This is a genomic window from Sorangium sp. So ce834 (genome assembly GCF_051521425.1).
Lineage (GTDB): Bacteria > Myxococcota_A > Polyangia > Polyangiales > Polyangiaceae > Sorangium > Sorangium cellulosum_D.
The window spans coordinates 12,783,175-12,801,031 of the sequence record NZ_CP150351.1; the positions used below are offsets into that span (position 1 = coordinate 12,783,175).

A 17,857-nucleotide genomic window follows, 5' to 3' on the forward strand; every position below is an offset into this window, starting at 1 on the left:
TTGCGTTCCACAAGCCGGGGCGGCCGGTGCGAACGCGGATTCGCGACGCGCGCCGCCGGACCGCGGGCCCGGGTGCGTTGCGCCACGTTCTCCCAGGCTCGTCGGCAGGGCCCCGGGGCGCTCGGCCTGCCGCCGCCGCTCGGTTCCGACAGTCCCGAGCGTCCACGCTCCTGCTCTTTTGCCTGCCGCGGAATGGCCGTGACCAGGGCTCCCGGGTATGCTCCGGCCGCCGTGACCGCCTCGGGTCCTCTCTTTCGCCACAGCGCCCCCGCCTTGCCTGCCCAGGAGGCGCCGGGCGCCGATGCTCGCCCGGACGCCGGCGCGCTGGACAACCCTGCGCCGGCCGAGCAGGGCGGCTCACCCGCCGCGATGAGCTCCGTCCCCGCCGGCAAGCCTCCCTCGTCGCCGCCGCGGAGCGGCGTGCCGAGCTCGCGTCCGCCGGAGAGCGGCCCCCCCTCGGGCGGCCTGATCGCGCAGCCGCCCATCCTGCCCGACTCGCCCAAGGGGACGCTGCTCTGGCGCGTGCGCGGGATGGTCCGGGCGATGCGCCCCCACCAGTGGGTGAAGAACCTCTTCGTCCTCGCCCCGGTGGTGTTCGCCAAGCACCTGACCCACCCCTCGATCATCATGAGCGCGGTCGGGGCCTTCGCGATCTTCTGCCTGCTCGCCGGCGCCGTCTACATCCTGAACGACATCGTCGACGTCGAGGCCGATCGCGTCCACCCGGTCAAGCGCTTCCGGCCGATCGCCTCGGGGCGCGTGCCGATCCCGGTCGCCAAGGCGATGGCGGTCGGCCTCGCGGTCATCGCGCTCGGCGCCAGCCTGCTCGGCCCGCCGCTCTTCGCGGTGGTCGCCGCCAGCTACTACGTCCTCAACGTCGCCTACTCGTTCCGGCTCAAGAAGATCGCGTACCTCGACGTCGGCTGCATCGCGGTCTTCTTCGTGCTGCGCGTGCTCGCCGGCGGCTTCGCGACGAAGACGCCGCTCTCCGGCTTCATGATCGCCTGCACCGCCCTGCTCGCGCTCTTCCTCGGCTTCGGCAAGCGCCGCCACGAGCTCGCGTGCGCCAACGCCTCGAAGCAGCGCGCGGCGCTGGACGCCTACACGCCCGGCGCCCTGACGGCGGCGCTCGCCGTGACCGGCGTCGCCACCATCGGCACCTACCTCGCGTACACGCTCGATCACGACACGCAGCGCTTCTTCCAGAACCCGCACCTCTGGCTGACGACGATCCACCCGCTCTTCGGGGTGATCCGGTTCCTCCAGCTCGTGGCCGGCAGCGCGAAGGCCGAGAGCCCCACCCAGGAGATCCTCCGGGACACCCCCTTCGTGCTGAACCTCGTCCTGTGGTCCGCGGAGGTGCTGGTCATCGTGTACCGCCTGAGGCCGTCCTGATGCTCGGCGCCGGGCCGGAGCTCGCCCGGCCGGGGGCGGCTCCTCCCGGCGACAAGCCGACCGCGAAGAGCGACGCGCTGACCGATCTGGCGCTGACGATGCCGATCTTCGTCCTCTACCACCTCGGCGTCGCCTTCCTCCCCATCCGCAACGCGGCGGATCCGGTCACCGCCGAGCTCCGCGCGCTCGCGAAGCACAGCCTCCCGCTCTACGCGGGCCTCACGTTCGCCGTCGGCGCCGCGTTCGTCATCATCCTCTCCGTCCTCGGCCGCGGCCACGCCCTGAAGACGCGGCGCTTCGCGCTGCTCGCCACCGAGGGCGCGCTCTACGCCATCCTCATGCGCTTCGCCGGCGCATACGTGGTCGGATCGCTCCGGCTCGGCCCGCCCGTCTCGTCGAACGACATCTTCACCGGGGTCGTGATGTCGCTCGGCGCCGGCTTTTACGAGGAGATCGCGTTCCGCGTCGGCCTCTACGGGCTCGGCGCGCTCGGGATCAAGCTCTTCTTCGGCCGAGGGGCCCAGGGGGTGGTGCTGCTCGTCGGGTGGGCGGTCGTGGCCGCGGCCGTCTTCTCCGGCTGGCACTACGTCGGCTCGATGGGCGACCCCTGGAACCTCCCCTCGTTCGTGTTCCGCATGGTGTGCGGGCTTGTGCTCACGGGGATTTACGTCTTCCGCGGCTTCGCGCCGGCGGTCTGGACCCACGCGCTCTACGACGTCTGGGTCCTCGTGCTCCGCTGAGCCCGGAGGCCAAGCCCGCGAGGGCGGGGCAGGGCGCCCCGCGTGCCACGCCCCCGTCATGGGCGCGCCGGTGGTCCTTCACCGGGCCGCCGCGGTCCGCGCGCCGCGCCGCCCTGGGGGCGCGCGGCCGGCGCGCCTCGCCATCGGCGAGGGCGCAATCGCGATCGGCGGCCATTTGGCGCTATGCTTCGCGCCTCGACGCATGCGGCTACCTCCCTTCCCGAAGCTCGCGCTCAGGCTGGTCCAGACGATCCCCTCGCTGGACGGCCCTGGTTTCCTCAACGTGCGGCGCCAAGTGTTCCGCGTCGAGTTCCCGGACGGCTCGCTGAGCGACCCGTTCACCTACGACAGCGTCGATCGCGATCGCCTCGACGCGGTGGTGATCGCCCCGCATTACCGCGGCGCGGACGGGCGCCGTCATGTCTACCTCCGCTCGGCGCTGCGGCCTCCGGCCGCGACCCGCGCGCCCGAGGTGTGCCCGTTCCCGGAGGCGCCGACGCTCGGCGCGCTCTGGGAGCTGCCGGCCGGGCTCGTGGAGCTCGACGAACGGAGCCCCGAGGGCCTGAAGCGCTCGGCCGCGCGCGAGCTGCTCGAGGAGGTGGGGTTCGACGTGCCCCCGTCCGAGCTGGAGCCGCTCGGCCCGTCGATGTTCCCGGCGCCCGGCATGGTGGGCGAGCGGCACTTCTATTTCCACGTCGAGGTCGATCCCGCGCGCCAGGGGGCGCCCCTCGAGGACGGCTCCCCGCTCGAGCGGCACGCCGTCATCGTGGCGGTCCCGCTCGACGAGGCGATCGAGCTCACCCGCCGCGGCGTGATCGAGGACGCGAAGACGGAGGTGGCGCTCCGGCGCCTCGCGGAGCTCTGATGGCGGAACAACCCCTCGCGCCCGCGCAGCGGCGTCCGCCCCGCGTCGCGCTCGTCGTCAAGCGCACTGCCTGGAGGATCTACCGCGACGAGCGGAAGGACCCACGCATCACGCGGCTCATCGAGGCCGGCGACGCCGCCATCGCGCGCCTCAAGGCGTCGCACGAGGCGCACGAGCAGACCGTGCGCGAGGTCAAGGCGGCGCTCGACGACCTCGGCGCCCGCGTCGAGATCCTCGCCGGCGCGGCGCAGTCGTTCGACGCGGGCGAGCTCGACCTCGTGATCACGGTCGGCGGCGACGGGACGCTCCTCAGCGCCTCGCACAACGTCGGCGACGTGCCGATCCTCGGCATCAACAGCGCCCCCGGCCACTCGGTCGGCTTCTTCTGCGGCGCGACGAGCGGCGACGCGGCCGACGCGATCGCGAAGGCGCTGCGCGGCTCGCTCCGCCGCACGGTGCTCACCCGCATGCAGGTCACGGTGAACGACAGGCTCGCCACCGCGCGCGTCCTGAACGACGCGCTCTTCTGTCATGTCTCCCCGGCGGCCACGTCGCGTTACGTGATCCGGCTGGGCAAGGTCGAGGAGGAGCAGAAGTCGAGCGGCTTCTGGATCGGCCCGGCGGCCGGCTCCACGGCCGCGCAGCGCTCCGCCGGCGGGCGCGTCCTGCCGCTCACCTCGACGCGCCTCCAGCTCGTCGTGCGCGAGCCCTACACCCCCCACGGCGAGGAGTACCGCTTCCGCCACGCGCTGATCCAGCCGGGCTCCTCGCTCGTCGTGCGGAGCAAGACGCACGACGCGAAGCTCTTCTTCGACGGGCCGATCCACTCGGTGAACGTCGGTTTCGGTGACGTGATGGAGTTCACGCAAGCGCCGCAGTCGCTGACCATCCTGGGCCTCTCGGCCAAGCGGAAGTGGGGCGCGGGCTCGGCGGTCAGCCGCCGCTAGGCTCGCGACGAGCCGCCGAAAGGTCCCGGGAGGCTCGCGACGAGCCCGCCTCCGCGAGGCCGCGAATCCGCCGCCGCGAGGCCGCGATCCGCCGCTGCGAGGCCGCGATCCGCCGCTGCTGGGCGCGGGAGCTGCGCCGCTCGACCGCCTCGCGGGGCGCGGGGGCGAGGCGCGTCGCGCGCGCGCGGCGCTGGATCGAGCGGGTCGGCGCGGCGCGATCGCGCGCGCGGGGCGGGGGAGGGCCGTCGGCCGAGGAGGCTCGACCCGAGGAGGGCGCGCGCGGCCCAGATCGCCTTCAACGGAAGGGGATCGGGCGATCTCCTACCCCGAGCGCCCGGCGTCGGCCCGCCCTCGAGGCGGGCGCGTGAGGCCTCAAGAAGGGCCGATTTCGGCCGTTTTCCCGGGGTTTTGGCGACCCGCGTCAGGCCCCCCCGGCGGTCCTTCCGGCGGCGCGACGCGCCCCCCGGGGCATGAAACCCCTTTTTTTGTAGCTCCGATCGACGATTCGACACTGGATCTGCGGCGGCCGTTGTGTTTCCTTTGGCGCGCAAGAGGGCACAAACCTCAGGAGGAATGAACATGGCGGCGAAGAAAACGGACGGGAAGAAGAGCACGTCGCTCAGCAAGAGCGCGCTGATCAACGCGGTGGTCGAGGCGAACGAGAACGAGATCTCGCGCAAGCAGGTCAAGGCGATCCTCGAGGCGCTGACCGACATCGCGTACAAGGAGCTGAAGAAGAACGGCATCTTCACGATGCCCGGGTTCGCGAAGTTCCGCGTCGTCAAGAAGCCGGCCACCAAGGCGCGCGAGGGGATCAACCCGTTCACGAAGCAGCCGATGACGTTCGCGGCCAAGCCGGCCAGCAAGTCGGTCCGCGCTCGCCCGATCAAGGCGATCAAGGACGCGCTCTCCTGAGCCTACCCGGCTCGCCGGAGGGCTCCTGGGCGCGGCGAAGGCCCGCGGCGGCCCCCTCTCCGGGACCTTGATCGTCCCCGGGGAGCGAGCATGGCTGGCCCCGCGCAGCCCCTGCGGTAGCATGGTGCGGCTGCTCTGCCGCACATGACGCTCGCCGTCCGACTCCTCCGCGCGCTGTTTGCGTTCTCGGTCATCCTGACGAGCTACCTGATCCAGCTGGGGCTCGGGCGGGTGTTCGCGAGGCGCCTCGGGAGCGGCGGCGCCGCGCGTGAGCTGCCCGGCTGGCTCGTCGCGCGCCGCGCCCGCGTCGATCAGAACAACGCCCGACGCCTGCTGCGGGCCATGCTCAAGCTGCGGGGCGTCTTCATCAAGCTCGGCCAGGTGCTGTCCATCATGGGCGGCTTCCTGCCGCGGGCCTACGGCAAGGAGCTCGAGCAGCTCCAGGACCAGGTGCCGCCCCACCCCTTCAGCGATCTCGAGGCCGCGCTGCGCGCGAGCTTCGGCCGCTCGGCGACCGAGCTGTTCGCGTCGATCGAGCGCGCGCCGCTCGCGGCCGCGTCGCTGGGGCAGGTGCACGTCGCGCGCCTGCGCGACGGCCGCAAGGTCGCGGTGAAGTTCCTCTACCCGGGCATCCGCGGGATCATCGCCGTCGATCTGCGCGTCCTGCGCCTCGCGATCCTCGTCTACAAGCGGTTCGTGCCGGTCGGGCGCATCGAGCGGGTGCACGAGTCGCTGGTCGACCTGCTCCGCCGCGAGACCGACTACCTGCACGAGGCCGCGTGCATGGAGCGGATGGCGCACAACTTCGAGGGGGACGCGGGCATCGCGTTCCCGGAGGTCATCCACGAGCTCACGACGCGCGACGTCCTCACGATGACGTTCATGGAGGGCATCAAGATCACCCGCCTCGACGCGCTGCAGAGCGCGGGGGTCCTGCCCTCGGACGTCGCGCTCAAGCTCGTGCAGGCCTTCTACAAGATGCTCTTTCTGGATCGCTTCTTTCACGCCGATCCGCACCCGGGGAACTTCCTCGTCGCCCCGCGGGGCGCGGAGGAGGGCGGCGGTTTTCGCCTGGTCGTCCTCGACTTCGGCGCGAGCTGCGAGGCCCGCGACGAGCTCATCGACGGGCTGCTCGATATCCTGAAGGGCATCTTCGCGCAGGACGACGCCGCGGTGGTGCGCGGCTTCCGGCGGATGGGGTTCGTCGCGCCAGGGGGCAACGACGCGCTCCTCGAGCGGACCGTGAAGGCCTATTTCGCGAAGCTGCTCAAGATCCGGGATCGCACGCCCGCGGCGCTGATGCGCGCCCGCCCCGAGCAGCTGGAGAAGCTGGCCGATCCCGAGCTGGAGCGCGGCGAGCTCCAGGAGCTGATGCGCTCGTTCGAGTACCCCGAGGACTGGTTCTACGTCGAGCGCGCCTGCGTGCTGCTCTTCTGGCTGGCCGCCCAGATCGATCCCAACCTCGACACCATGGCGGCGGGCTTCCCGTACCTGATGCCGCTGATGGCCGAGCGCGAGGCCAGGGCCGGGTCCGGCGGGGCGAGCGCGCCGGGCCGGCCGCCCGAGCGCTAGCGCGCCGGAGCGGGGCCGAAGCGCGGGCCGGGGCGGGTGAGCCCGAGCCGCGCCAGGGAGGGGGCATAGCTCGCGTCGCGATCCGCCATGATCTCGGCGAGCCTGGCCTTGACCTCGGCGATCCCAGCCCCTTGAAGGCGCCGGTAATTGTCCTCGGCCGGGTCCGCGGCGGGCTCGATGCCCGCCCCGGCCAGGACAGTCCCCGAATGGTTCAACCCTTCTGGAATCGTTTGAATGAACGGATCCGGCGCGTGCCGGAGGAGGCCGACGAGCCGGTGCGAGTTCGTCTCGTCCCCGGCCATCTCGGGGTGGAACGCGGCGAGGACCGGCGCGGGGTTGCGCAGCCGCCGCAGCTGTTCACCCAGGCGCGACGAGAACCGCTCGAACTGGGGCGACGGAGTGTGGATGCACGGGAAAATCAGGTGCACCACGGCGGACTCCGCCTCCGCCACGGCCGCCAGCGCCGTCTCCAGGACGGGCTCGCGGTCGAGCAGGACGTAAAAGCGTCCGAAACCGGTTGCGGCGTCGCGCATGAACGGGCACAGGCGATACCGAGCGACGACCTCGTCTGCGTAACGCCCGTGGACCCGGCGCACCTCGGCCGCCAGCCGAAGCGCCTCCGGGTGGTGGGCCAGCTCCCCCCGCACGACCGGCTCGCTCAAACGCATCACCTCAATTTCTTGGGGAAGCAATCTTCCCTCAGCTCGTGATAGCTTACGCCGCGCTGCGGCGGAAGGAGGAGGCGTGCAGGAGACCGCGAAGTTAACGCTGAACAAGAACGGTGTGGAGCAGACGATCGAGCTTCCGGTGATCACGGGCACCGAGGGGGAGAAGGCGATCGACGTCGCGTCCCTACGCGCGAAGACCGGGTACGTCTGCATCGACCCGGCGTTCGTCAACACGGCCTCGACCACGAGCTCCATCACGTTCCTCGATGGGGAGAAGGGCGTCCTCCGCTATCGCGGCATCCCGATCGAGCAGCTCGGCGAGAAGTCGACCTTCGTGGAGACCTCGTACCTCTTGATCTACGGCAAGCTGCCGAACAAGAGCGAGCTGTCGCGGTTCTCCACGCTGCTCACCCGGCACTCGCTGATCCACGAGGACATGAAGCGCTTCTTCGACGGCTACCCGTCGACGGCGCACCCGATGGCGATCCTGTCCGCGATGGTGCTCTCGCTGTCGAGCTACTACCCCGAGGCGATCGACGTGAAGAACACCGATCTCCTCGACATCACCATCGCGCGGCTGCTCTCGAAGGTGCGCACGATCGCCGCGTTCTCGTACAAGAAGTCGATCGGCCAGCCGTTCGTCTACCCGCATAACTCGCTCTCGTACTGCGCGAACTTCCTGAACATGATGTTCTCGGTCCCGGCGGAGCCGTACGAGATCGACGAGGACATCGTGAAGGTCCTCAACCTGCTGCTCATCCTGCACGCCGACCACGAGCAGAACTGCTCGACGTCGACGGTGCGCCTCGTCGGCAGCGCGAAGACGAACCTCTTCGCCTCGATCGCCGCGGGCATCTGCGCGCTGTGGGGCCCGCTGCACGGCGGCGCCAACCAGGAGGTCGTGACGATGCTCGAGGCGATCCGCGCCGACGGCGGCGACGTCTCGAAGTTCGTCAAGCTCGCGAAGGACAAGACCTCGGGCTTCCGCCTGATGGGCTTCGGCCACCGCGTCTACAAGAACTACGACCCGCGCGCGGTGCTCATCAAGGCGGCCGCCGACAAGATCCTGGCGAAGCTCGGCATCAAGGATCCGCTGCTCGACATCGCGCAGCGCCTCGAGGAGACCGCGCTGAAGGATCCGTACTTCGTCGAGCGGAAGCTCTACCCGAACGTCGACTTCTACAGCGGCATCATCTATCGCGCGCTCGGCTTCCCCACGAACATGTTCACCGTCATGTTCGCGCTCGGTCGCCTCCCCGGCTGGATCGCCCACTGGAAGGAGATGAACGACGATCCGAGCGGCAAGATCGGCCGCCCGCGGCAGATCTACACGGGCGAGAACGCCATCGCCTACACGCCGCTCGAGGATCGCTCCTGACCGCGGCGGGGCCCCTCGGCCCCGCCGTCAGCCCCTGTCCTCCACACCGCGTCTGCCGGCGGCGCCGGAGCCGCGCCGCCCGTCAGCAGCTCAGCAGCAGCAGAACGACGATCACCGCCACGATGACGCCCGTGGCGAGCGAGGCGCCGCCGACGAGCAGGAGCAGCTTGCCCGTCGACCATTGCGTGAGCGGCGCGCCGGAGCCGGGCGGCAGCGTCGCGCTGTCGTCGAGCGTGCGCTCCGGCCGGCTCATCGAGTGGCTCGGCGCGGCGGCGTGCTCCAGCACGGTCGGCTGCGGCCGAGCGCTCGGCGACACGCCGCCGGGGGACGGTGTCATCGGCGGCGGCGCGAGCGGCGGCGCCGGCTGCGACAGCGGCTGGCCGGCGCGGATCCGCCCGTCGAGGACGGCCTGCGCGTACGGGGGGAGCCCGCCCGCGCGCACGGCGCGGACGTCCGCGCGCATGGTCTCCGCGTTGGGGTAGCGATGGAACTTGATGAACGCGAGCGAGCGATCGACCACGGCCGCGACCGCGGGCGAGATCCCGGGCGCGACCGAGGTGAGCGGCGGGGCCTGCTCGGTCGCCGCGGCGATGACCTCCATCGCCTCCGTCACGTCGCCGTGCACCTGCCGGCCCGAGAGCAGACGGAACATCGTCGCCCCGAGCCCGAAGAGATCCGTGCGGCCGTCGATGTCGTGGATGAGGCCTGTCGCCTGCTCCGGCGCCATGTACGTCGCCGTGCCCATGATCATGCCGGTCTTCGTCGCGGTCTTCTCGGGCAGGCCCGTGAGCCCGTCGACGACGCGCGCGATGCCGAAATCGAGCATGCGAACGCGGCCGTCCATCCCGAGGTGGATGTTCTCGGGCTTCAGATCGCGGTGCACGACGCCGCGCGCGTGCGCGATCGCCAGCGTCTCGAGGACCTGATCCGCGAGCGCGAGCACCTCGCCGGGAGGCATCGTCCCGGTGCGCGCCATCCGATCGAAGAGCGTCTCGCCCTGGAGCACCTCCATCGTCAGGTACGCGAGCCCCTCCGCCGTCTCGCCCGAGCCGAGCACGCGCACCACGCCGGGCACCGCGTCCGCTCCCCCGAGCGAGTTGCCGATGAACCCCTCGCGCAGGAAGCGCTTCCGCACCTCCGCGATCGCGTTGAGCTCCGGGTGCAGCACCTTCAGCGCGACCTGCGAGCCGTCCGCCGCCCGCCCGAGCAGCACGCTCCCCATGCCGCCGGTGCCGAGCACGCGCTCGATCCACCACGTTCCTGCGAACGTCTTGCCGACCCAGTGCTCCGCGTCGTCGTCGTACACGAAAGGCGCCCTCGTTCGACCCGCGCCATCCGAGGAGCGGGATGCTCAGCGGCGAAGCAACTGGTAGGCCGCACCGCGGCGGGCGCGCAAGCTAATTGATGGAGGTCGTGCCGAAGCGGGCGTCGTCGTCAAGCCGCTCGGCCGCCGCCTTGAGCCCGGAGGCGACGCCACGGAACGCGTCCGCCGGCATGCGAAACGTCACGCCGGGGCCGAGGAGTGTCACGTGGACGGTACCGCACCCGCACCGGGTGACGCGCGTCGCCTCATTCGAGGCGAGCTCCGTGTGTGGACCGCATTTCTTGGACGCCGCCATGGTTGAACCTCTCCCACATCCTAGCAGCTCCTACCCCCGTTCGGCCACGACGGCCCGGCTCGCGCCGGATCCCTGCCGGCCGCGTGACATGATGGTCCTGAAATTGCCCGAGGGTGTATATCTCCATCATTGCTGCTGCATTGCCTGGAGGACCTCATGGCTGCTCGACGGCTGACGTTCGGTTTGCTTGCCCTTGTGCTGGGTGCCGCTGCCTGCATTGACGACCGCCCGGGCCCTGGACCGGGCTCGACGGGCTCCGGTCCGGGGCCGACGGTGGACGAGTCGCTGCTCGATCCGCCTCCGGTGGGCGACGGCTTCCAGATGCAGACGGAGGACATCGAGGTGCCCCCGGGGGTCGAGCAGCAGGACTGCTACTTCTTCAAGGTCAGCGAGCTCGCCGCGTCGAACGGGCTCGACCCGCGGGCGCCCGTGAACCTCCACCGCGTGCAGATCGCGCAGCGCGACGGCTCGCACCACATGAACATCTTCCGGGTGCGGACCATCAAGGGGCTGGGGCCGGAGGGCGGGCTCATCCAGAAGAACCAGAACGGCGTGGGCGAGTGCTTCAAGAGCCCCAACTGGGCGGACTGGCCGCTCATCGCGAACTCGCAGCAGAACGGCCGGCTCGACTGGGAGTTCCCCGAGGGCGTCGCGAACGTCCTCCAGCCCGACGAGTGGCTCATGCTGCAGACGCATTACGTGAACGCGACGTCGCAGAAGACCCCCCAGGCGGTCGGCCGCGTCCGGGTGAACTTCTGGTCGCTGCCCGACGAGCAGGTGACGGCCGAGATGGGCACCGTCTTCGCGACAAAGCAATCGATCCGCGTCTGCCAGTCGAATCCGCGGCCCACGTTCGAGGGCTCGTGCCAGATCAACAGCCCCTCTCCCGTGCGGGTCATCGGCGCCAACGGCCATTTCCACAGCCGGGGCACGCAGTTCGACATGTACGCGTGGGACGGCACATCCATCGGCACGCCCCCGGCCTCGGATCGCTTCTACACCTCGAATGCGTGGGACGACCCGCCGATGCTCATCGCACCGCAGCTCGACCTGGAGCTCCCGAAGAACGGCGGCGTCTGGTACGGCTGCACCTACGAGTGGCAGCCGCCGGACCCCTCCGTGGGCTGCAGCGGCCTCGACGAGTACGACGTGACCAAGAACGGGACCTCCGAGGAGCAGCTCGATTGCTGCTACACGTTCGGCCCGATCGTCGAGAAGAACGAGCACTGCAACATCTTCGTCTACTACTATCCGAAGCAGGACGACGTGTTCTGCAACTGAGCCCCCGGACAGGCGCGCGCCGCGCGCGCCGACAGGATCCCTCCAGGCTGGTCTTCACCCCGATGCGCACCTGCTTGCATCCCGTTGCCGCGATGGCGCTCGGGGCGGCCGCCCTCGCCGGCTGCCCCGGCGATCCTGCGACGCCGCCGTCCGATGAGGGACCGCCGGCGTGGCGCGTGCTGCTCGACGAGGGCGACCTCGATCGCGCGGTCCTGTCGATCTGGGGGTCGGCGCCGGACGACGTGTTCGCCGTCGGGGGGCCGCTCGGCAACACCGGGCGCGCGTCGCTCGCGCTGCATTACGATGGGTCGACGTGGCGCGAGCTCCCTGCCGGCGGGGAGGAGACGTTCTGGTGGGTGTCCGGCTCCGGGCCGAAGGACGTCTGGATGGTCGGCGAGCGCGGTCGCGCCGCGCGCTGGGACGGAGCAGCGTTTACCGAGCACGAGACCGGGACGGACGCTACGCTGTGGGGCGTAATCGCGTTCGCTCCCGACGACGCCTGGGCCGTCGGCGGCACGCCCGGCAGCGGCGCGGGGGTGGAGAAGGATATCGTCCTTCACTGGGACGGCAGCGCATGGTCGAGAGAGCCGCTGCCCGAGGCGCCCGGCCGCGCGCTCTACAAGGTTTGGGGGGAGTCGTCCGACGACCTCTATGCCGTCGGTGAATTCGGCGTGATCTGGCACCGCGCGGGCCCGACCTGGGAATTGCAGTCCGAACCGCCGATCGCGCAGGGCACCCTGTTCACGGCCGCCGGCTGCGGCCGTGAAGAGGTGTACGCGGTCGGCGGGAGAGACGTGCTCCGCTCGGACGGCGAGGCGTGGCGCCGCCTCGACATCGAGCTCACCAACGACGTGAACGGCGTCGCCTGCGGCCGCCCGGGCGAGGTCGCGATCGTCGGCTATGGAGGCCTCAAGCAGCGCCTCGTCGATGGGGCCTGGATCGACGAGTTCACGGAAGAGCCGTATGCCGACCTGCACGCCGTCTGGGCCGACGGGGAAGGGGCCTTCTGGGCGGTCGGCGGCGACTTCCTCAGCCAACCGACCCCGGGCAGGGCGCGCAAGGGCGTGGTGGCGCGCTACGGGAAAGGGCTGATCGCCGACACTGTGAGCCGCTGATCACCGGACCGCAGGATCTCTCACCTGTCCGGACATGCGATCAGTGTGGCATGTCGCGCCATCGCGCCGTGAACTCCTCGACACGCCACGGCGGAGCGAGCACGACCGTCGAGATTTTTTTCTAGGGAAATGCTTCAAGGGGTAGTGCTGGTCGTCCGATTGCAACACCCGCAGAGGCCACACGCGGAACCCGCGCTCTCAACCCAGGAGAATTGACATGCGACGGACCATTGCTCAGCTTTTTGTAAGCGCATTCACTTTTGCTCTTCCTTTCGCCATTGCTTCCTCCGCGTCGGCCGCGCCCGGCCCGGAGGCTTGTGGAAATATCCAGCTAGCTGCGAGCGCGGCATGTGAGTTCCGCACCTCGGGCGGGTGCGAGACGAGCTGCAAGCCGATCAACCTCACGGCGGCGTGCGCCGGGAAGTGCGAGGGCCGGTGCAACGCCAACGTGACCGCCGAGTGCAACGTCGACTGCTCCGCGGATTGCTCCGCCAAGTGTGAAGTCGACCCCGGGCGCTTCGACTGCAGGGCGAGCTGCTCGGCGAGCTGCAAGGCGGACTGCAGCGGCAAGTGCGCGGCGGAGGCCGGCGGGGGCAGCGCGCAGGCGGAGTGCAAGGGGGCGTGCGAGGCGAGCTGCGACGGCGAGTGCAGCGCGAGCTGCGAGGTGACGCCGCCGAGCGCCGATTGCGAAGCGAAGTGCGACGCGAGCTGCTCGGGGCAGTGCAAGGCCGAGGCGAACTTCGATTGCAACGTCGACTGCAACGCGAGTTGCACGGTCGATCTCGAGGGCGGGTGCAAGACGAAGTGCTCCCAGCCGGAAGGCGCCCTGTTCTGCAACGGCCAGTACGTCGATGTCGTGGGGAGCCTGCAGGACTGCCTCGACTACCTGAGCACGCTGGAGATCCAGGTCGACGCGCACGCCGAGGCCGAGGCCAGCGTCTCCTGCGCCGCCGCGCCGGGGTCGTCCTCGTCCGCGCCGTTCGCGGGCACCGGGCTCGCGGCGCTCGTCGCGGGCGCGGGCGTGGCCGCCGCGCGCCGTCGCAAGCGGTCCTGAGCGGGGCCCGGCGCCCCCGACGGCGCAGGCGCTGCCGCGGAGGCGCCTCCAGGCGAGGCTCCTCCGCGGCCCGTCGCGCGCCGCCGGGGAGCGCGCCTCGAGCCATGAACCGATCCCCGGGCCGGGTCGCCCTGCGCGGCCCGGCCTGGCTTTCTCCGGCACCGTAGTAGATTCGCGCCCACCCTGATGACCCTGCATCGTCGTTCGAGGCCGCGCTGGGTGCTCGCCCTCGCGCTGCTCGCCGGCTGCGAGGCCCGCACGCCGCCCGCCCCGCCCGCGGCGGCGCCCGCGACCTCCAGCGCGCCGGCCCCCGGAAGCGCCGCCGCGGCGGCCAAGGCCGCGAGCGCCGCGGCGCAGCCTGCGGCCGCCGCGGCGGCGCCGGAGCCGCCATCCCCGGATCCGCCGATCGCGCTCGCCTCGGGCGGCGCGCGGGCGGTGCGCGGCGACGCGGGGCTCGTGACCTCGGTCGAGGAGCACGCGACGCGCGCCGGCGCGGACGTGCTGCGGCGCGGGGGAAACGCGATCGACGCGGCGGTGGCCGTCGCGTTCGCGCTGGCGGTCACCCACCCGAGCGCGGGCAACATCGGCGGCGGCGGCTTCATGATGGTCCGCCTCGCGAACGGCGAGACGCAGGCGATCGACTTCCGCGAGGCCGCGCCCGCGTCGGTGACCACCGCGTCGAACATGGCCATGGTGCGCGCCGGCGCGCACGGCTACGCGTCCGCCGGCGTGCCGGGCTCGGTCGCCGGCCTCGCCCTGGCGCACGAGCGGTTCGGCACGCGGCCGTTCGCCGAGCTCCTGGCGCCCGCGATCTCCCTGGCGCGCAAGGGGCACCGCCTCGGCGCGCGGCAGGCGCTGACGCTGCGCTGGGCGTGGCCGCGGCTGAAGGCCGACCGCGCCGCGAGCGCCATCTGGGGGCGGGGCAAGGGGCCGCTCGCCCAGGGCGAGCTGGTGCGCCAGCTCGATCTCGCCCGCACCCTGGAGACGCTCGCCGCCGAGGGGCCTCGCGCGTTCTACGAGGGCGCGATCGCCCGGAAGATCGCCGGGGCGATGCGCGAGCGCGGCGGCCACATCACCGAGGACGATCTGCGGGCGTACCAGGCGAAATGGCGCGCGCCGCTCCGGTTCTCGTACCGCGGCTTCACCGTCGACACGATGCCGCCCCCGTCGATGGGCGGCGTCGCGCTCGCGGAGATCATGCTCACGCTGGAGCGGGTGAAGGCGCACGAGGCCCCCGTCGACTCCGGGCTGTCGCTGCACCTGTTCGTCGAGGCGGCGAAGCGAGCGTACGCGGATCGGCGCAAGGTGGGCGCCGATCCGGATTTCGTCCCGCCCGCGACGGGGCAGCTGCTCGCCAAGCTCCTCGACGGGAGCACCCTGATGCGCCGCAGCCCGCCCGTCGAGCCGGAGCGCGCCACGCCGGCGGGCGACATCGCGGGCGCGCCGGACGCCCTCGCGCCGGAGTCCCCGCAGACGACGCACTTCTCGGTGATCGACGCGGCGGGCAACGCGGTCTCGTGCACGACCACGCAGTCGGCGAGCTTCGGCGCGAAGATCGTGATCCCCGGGACGGGCATCCTGCTCGGCAACGCGATGGGCGCGTTCTCGGAGACGGGCATCAACGCGGTCGCGCCGGGCAAGCGCATGGCGAGCTCGATGACGCCCACGCTCGTGAGCCGGGACGGCAAGATCGCGCTCCTCCTCGGCTCGCCCGGCGGCGACACGATCCCGAACACCGTGGCCCAGGTGCTCCGCAACCTGGTCGATCACGGGATGACCATCGACGAGGCGGTCCGGCACGCGCGCATCCACCACCAGTGGATGCCGGACCGGGTGCGCGTCGAGCGGCTGACGCCGCCGCCGCAGGCCGCGCTCGACGACCTCGCGCGGCGGGGGCACGCCGTCGTGCGGGACCCGATGCCGATCGGCGACGCGAACAACATCCTCGTCGACGCCGCGGGCGTGGCGTGGGGGTACGCCGATACGCGCGAGGGGGGCACGGCCGAGGGCGTCAGCGCGCCCGACAAGCTCGGCCCGGCGGCGGAGGCCAGTGCGCCGCCGGCCTCCGGCGCGCGGTAGGTCGGGCGCGGGCGTCCAGCGCGCGGCAGGTCGCGCCAGGGGAAGAGCGGCGCAGGGCGGGCCGTGCGCCGGCCGTCAGCGCAGCCTGGGGTCGTACTCGGCCGCGTCGGCGTCGTCGCCCTCCTTGGGGCGAACGATTACGACGGGGCACGGCGCGTTCCGCGCGATCCGATCGGCGGTCGAGCCGCCGAACAGCCGCTGGAGCGGCGACTGCGGGTGCGTGGCCACGACGATGAGATCGGCGCCGAGCTCCCGGGCGAGCGAGACGATGGCCTTGTCGGGGCGGCCGGTGCGGAAGTGCATCGCCATGAGCCGGGCCTGGCCGTCCGCGAAGCGGTGCTGGAGCACCCGGAGCGAGGGCGGCGACGACGCGCCCGGGGCGCCCGGGACCGTCACGTCGCGCACGGCGGGGGCGACCTGCCGCGGGCCGACGACGACGGCGTGGATCTCGGTCTCGCCCCGGAGCGCCGCGAGATCGAAGGCGAAGCGCCACGCCCGCCCGCCCGGCTCGGACAGGTCCATCGCGACCACGACGATGTACGGCTTCACGCGGCGGCCGGCGCGCGCGCTCGCGCGGGCCGGCTCGCTCGCGGGGGCGGCGGCGGCGGCGCGCCCCGCGGGCTCGCCCCGCCCGGGCTCGCGCGGGAGGTCCGCCGGCGCCCTGGCGGCTCCGGTCGGCTCGCTCGCCCCCGCGGGCAGGGTCTCGGGCGCGGCATCGCTCTCGGTGGACGGCGGGCGGACGATCGGCCTGCCCTGGTCGGGGCGCGCGGGCGCCGGTGCTTCGGTAGGCATCGGGCGCCAACGTTTGGAGCGCGCCGCGCGACCGCAAGCGTCGCGCGGCGCGCTCCAAGCGTCGGCGCGCGTCCGGGGCCACTCCATCCTTGACGCACCCTCCAGACCTTCGCAGCGTCCCGCCCATGATCCCCCGCTATACCCCGTCCGAATTCGAAGAGCTCTGGTCGCCCGCCACCCGATTCTCGACCTGGCTCGAGGTGGAGCTCGCCGCCTGCGAGGCGATGGAAGCCGAAGGCCTCGTGCCCGCAGGCGTCGCGAAAGGGATCCGGGCGAAGCAGCTCTCGCTGGATCCGGAGCGGATCGAGTCGATCGAGCGCACGGTCAAGCACGACGTCATCGCCTTCCTGACCCACGTCGAGGAGCTGGCGGGCGAGGGGGCGCGGTGGCTGCACCGGGGGATGACCTCGAGCGACGTGCTCGACACGAGCCTCGCGATCCTGCTCGTCCGCGCGGCGGACCTGCTCTCGGCGCGCCTCGACAAGCTCTGCGACGCGCTCGCGCGGCGCGCGGACGAGCACCGGCGCACCCCGATGATCGGCAGGAGCCACGGCATCGCCGCCGAGCCGATCACGTTCGGCCTGGCGCTCGCGGGCCACCTCGCCGAGATGAAGCGCGGACGGGCGCGCCTGCGCGCCGCGCGCCAGGCCATCGCGGTCGGGAAGATCGCCGGCGCCGTCGGGACGTACGCGCACCTGTCGCCGCGCATCGAGGAGCGCGCGCTCGCCGCCCTGGGCCTGCGCCCCGAGACGGTCTCGACGCAGATCGTCGCGCGCGACCGCCACGCCGAGTTCTTCGCCGCGCTCTCGCTCATCGCGGCGGGCATCGAGCGGCTCGCGACCAACGTGCGGCACTGGCAGCGCACCGAGGTCCGCGAGGCGGAGGAGCGCTTCTCCGTGGGCCAGAAGGGCTCGAGCGCGATGCCCCACAAGCGCAACCCCATCCTCAGCGAGAACCTGTGCGGCCTCGCGCGCGTCGTGCGCGCGGCCGTGATCCCCGCGCTCGAGAACGTGCCGCTGTGGCACGAGCGCGACATCTCGCACTCGTCGGTCGAGCGGATGATCGCCCCCGACGCGACGTCGACGCTCGGGTTCATGCTCGATCGCGCCGCGGGGCTCGTGGACGGGCTGGTCGTCTACCCCGAGAAGATGCGCGAGAACCTCGACCGCACGGGCGAGCTCTTCTTCAGCGAGGCGGTGCTGCTGTCGCTCGTGCAGAAGGGCCGGCCGCGGCAGGCGGCCTACGAGATGGTGCAGCGCTGCGCGATGCGCGCCATCGCGGGCGAGGGCCGCTTCCGCGACAACCTGGCCAAGGACGCCGACGTCGCGGCGCTGCTCGCCCCGGACGAGCTCGCGCGCTGCTTCGACCTCGACCACGCGCTCTCGCACGTGGACACGATCATCGATCGAGCGATCCGCGAGCAGTGACCCGCCTGCG

16 protein-coding genes are annotated in these 17,857 nt (G+C 71.9%); 12 read left to right on the forward strand and 4 right to left on the reverse strand.

From position 1 onward, the window contains the following. Window positions 1–198 precede the first annotated feature (198 nt). From WMF20_RS46755 to WMF20_RS46780, 6 genes are all read left to right on the forward strand, one after another. Window positions 199–1,395, forward strand: coding sequence for a decaprenyl-phosphate phosphoribosyltransferase (locus tag WMF20_RS46755; RefSeq protein WP_437608203.1), 1,197 nt, complete (start codon window positions 199–201; stop codon window positions 1,393–1,395). After that, a complete protein-coding gene (locus tag WMF20_RS46760; protein WP_129580304.1) occupies window positions 1,395–2,135 on the forward strand; it encodes a CPBP family glutamic-type intramembrane protease in 741 nt (246 codons plus the stop codon). The genes WMF20_RS46755 and WMF20_RS46760 overlap by 1 nt, the downstream gene beginning before the upstream one ends. A gap of 202 nt (window positions 2,136–2,337) precedes the next feature. Then, on the forward strand, window positions 2,338–3,000 hold the full coding sequence (locus WMF20_RS46765) for an NUDIX hydrolase (RefSeq protein WP_129580305.1): 663 nt from the start codon (window positions 2,338–2,340) through the stop codon (window positions 2,998–3,000). Then, window positions 3,000–3,947, forward strand: a complete 948-nt coding sequence (locus WMF20_RS46770) for an NAD(+)/NADH kinase (protein WP_437608204.1) — start codon at window positions 3,000–3,002, stop codon at window positions 3,945–3,947. Before WMF20_RS46765 ends, WMF20_RS46770 begins: the two co-directional genes overlap by 1 nt. Before the next feature lie 579 nt (window positions 3,948–4,526). Next, window positions 4,527–4,862, forward strand: a complete 336-nt coding sequence (locus WMF20_RS46775) for an HU family DNA-binding protein (protein ID WP_129580307.1) — start codon at window positions 4,527–4,529, stop codon at window positions 4,860–4,862. 144 nt (window positions 4,863–5,006) lie between these two features. Beyond that, on the forward strand, window positions 5,007–6,434 hold the full coding sequence (locus tag WMF20_RS46780) for an ABC1 kinase family protein (protein ID WP_437608205.1): 1,428 nt from the start codon (window positions 5,007–5,009) through the stop codon (window positions 6,432–6,434). Here WMF20_RS46780 and WMF20_RS46785 read toward each other — a convergent pair. After that, entirely contained in the window at window positions 6,431–7,102 is a 672-nt protein-coding gene (locus WMF20_RS46785; protein ID WP_437608206.1) for a hypothetical protein, read from the reverse strand. The genes WMF20_RS46780 and WMF20_RS46785 overlap by 4 nt on opposite strands. 100 nt (window positions 7,103–7,202) lie before the next feature. On the opposite strand from WMF20_RS46785, the gene WMF20_RS46790 reads away from it, so the two are divergent. Further along, window positions 7,203–8,480, forward strand: a complete 1,278-nt coding sequence (locus WMF20_RS46790) for a citrate synthase (protein WP_165374710.1) — start codon at window positions 7,203–7,205, stop codon at window positions 8,478–8,480. An 82-nt stretch (window positions 8,481–8,562) separates the two neighbouring features. Here the strand turns inward: WMF20_RS46790 and WMF20_RS46795 are convergent, their stop codons facing one another. After that, window positions 8,563–9,786, reverse strand: coding sequence for a serine/threonine-protein kinase (locus WMF20_RS46795; RefSeq protein WP_437608207.1), 1,224 nt, complete (start codon window positions 9,784–9,786; stop codon window positions 8,563–8,565). Window positions 9,787–9,877: 91 nt separating this feature from the next. Continuing rightward, the gene (locus WMF20_RS46800) at window positions 9,878–10,099 is read right to left on the reverse strand and encodes a hypothetical protein (protein ID WP_061624710.1); all 222 of its coding nucleotides are present in this window, start codon (window positions 10,097–10,099) and stop codon (window positions 9,878–9,880) included. A 156-nt stretch (window positions 10,100–10,255) separates the two neighbouring features. Between WMF20_RS46800 and WMF20_RS46805 the strand changes: the two genes are divergently transcribed. The 4 genes from WMF20_RS46805 to ggt all read left to right on the forward strand — a co-directional run bounded on the left by WMF20_RS46805 (window position 10,256) and on the right by ggt (window position 15,628). After that, entirely contained in the window at window positions 10,256–11,380 is a 1,125-nt protein-coding gene (locus WMF20_RS46805) for a hypothetical protein (RefSeq protein WP_437608208.1), read from the forward strand. Between the two features lie 74 nt (window positions 11,381–11,454). Then, complete coding sequence (locus WMF20_RS46810; RefSeq protein WP_437608209.1) at window positions 11,455–12,495, forward strand: WD40/YVTN/BNR-like repeat-containing protein; 1,041 nt, start codon at window positions 11,455–11,457, stop codon at window positions 12,493–12,495. A gap of 448 nt (window positions 12,496–12,943) precedes the next feature. Continuing rightward, window positions 12,944–13,549 carry a hypothetical protein gene (locus WMF20_RS46815; RefSeq protein ID WP_437608210.1) on the forward strand — a complete coding sequence of 202 codons (606 nt, stop codon included), beginning with the start codon at window positions 12,944–12,946 and terminating at the stop codon, window positions 13,547–13,549. Window positions 13,550–13,735: 186 nt separating this feature from the next. Further along, window positions 13,736–15,628 (forward strand): gamma-glutamyltransferase, encoded by a 1,893-nt coding sequence (gene ggt, locus WMF20_RS46820; protein ID WP_437608211.1) that lies wholly within the window; start codon window positions 13,736–13,738, stop codon window positions 15,626–15,628. Between the two features lie 75 nt (window positions 15,629–15,703). Here the strand turns inward: ggt and WMF20_RS46825 are convergent, their stop codons facing one another. Beyond that, complete coding sequence (locus WMF20_RS46825) at window positions 15,704–16,420, reverse strand: universal stress protein (RefSeq protein WP_129580315.1); 717 nt, start codon at window positions 16,418–16,420, stop codon at window positions 15,704–15,706. A gap of 125 nt (window positions 16,421–16,545) precedes the next feature. On the opposite strand from WMF20_RS46825, the gene purB reads away from it, so the two are divergent. After that, window positions 16,546–17,847: an adenylosuccinate lyase gene (gene purB, locus WMF20_RS46830; RefSeq protein WP_129580316.1), complete on the forward strand. Its 1,302-nt coding sequence runs from the start codon at window positions 16,546–16,548 to the stop codon at window positions 17,845–17,847. Window positions 17,848–17,857: the final 10 nt, after the last annotated feature.

Excerpts from the sequence above, each read along its gene's own strand:
- WMF20_RS46775 (WP_129580307.1), top strand. The coding sequence starts at position 4,527 with ATGGCGGCGAAGAAAACGGACGGGAAGAAGAGCACGTCGCTCAGCAAG.
- WMF20_RS46765 (WP_129580305.1), top strand. The coding sequence starts at position 2,338 with ATGCGGCTACCTCCCTTCCCGAAGCTCGCGCTCAGGCTGGTCCAGACG.
- WMF20_RS46780 (WP_437608205.1), top strand. The coding sequence starts at position 5,007 with ATGACGCTCGCCGTCCGACTCCTCCGCGCGCTGTTTGCGTTCTCGGTC.
- WMF20_RS46825 (WP_129580315.1), bottom strand. The coding sequence starts at position 16,420 with ATGCCTACCGAAGCACCGGCGCCCGCGCGCCCCGACCAGGGCAGGCCG.
- WMF20_RS46770 (WP_437608204.1), top strand. The coding sequence starts at position 3,000 with ATGGCGGAACAACCCCTCGCGCCCGCGCAGCGGCGTCCGCCCCGCGTC.
- ggt (WP_437608211.1), top strand. The coding sequence starts at position 13,736 with ATGACCCTGCATCGTCGTTCGAGGCCGCGCTGGGTGCTCGCCCTCGCG.
- WMF20_RS46760 (WP_129580304.1), top strand. The coding sequence starts at position 1,395 with ATGCTCGGCGCCGGGCCGGAGCTCGCCCGGCCGGGGGCGGCTCCTCCC.
- purB (WP_129580316.1), top strand. The coding sequence starts at position 16,546 with ATGATCCCCCGCTATACCCCGTCCGAATTCGAAGAGCTCTGGTCGCCC.
- WMF20_RS46785 (WP_437608206.1), bottom strand. The coding sequence starts at position 7,102 with ATGCGTTTGAGCGAGCCGGTCGTGCGGGGGGAGCTGGCCCACCACCCG.
- WMF20_RS46805 (WP_437608208.1), top strand. The coding sequence starts at position 10,256 with ATGGCTGCTCGACGGCTGACGTTCGGTTTGCTTGCCCTTGTGCTGGGT.
- WMF20_RS46800 (WP_061624710.1), bottom strand. The coding sequence starts at position 10,099 with ATGGCGGCGTCCAAGAAATGCGGTCCACACACGGAGCTCGCCTCGAAT.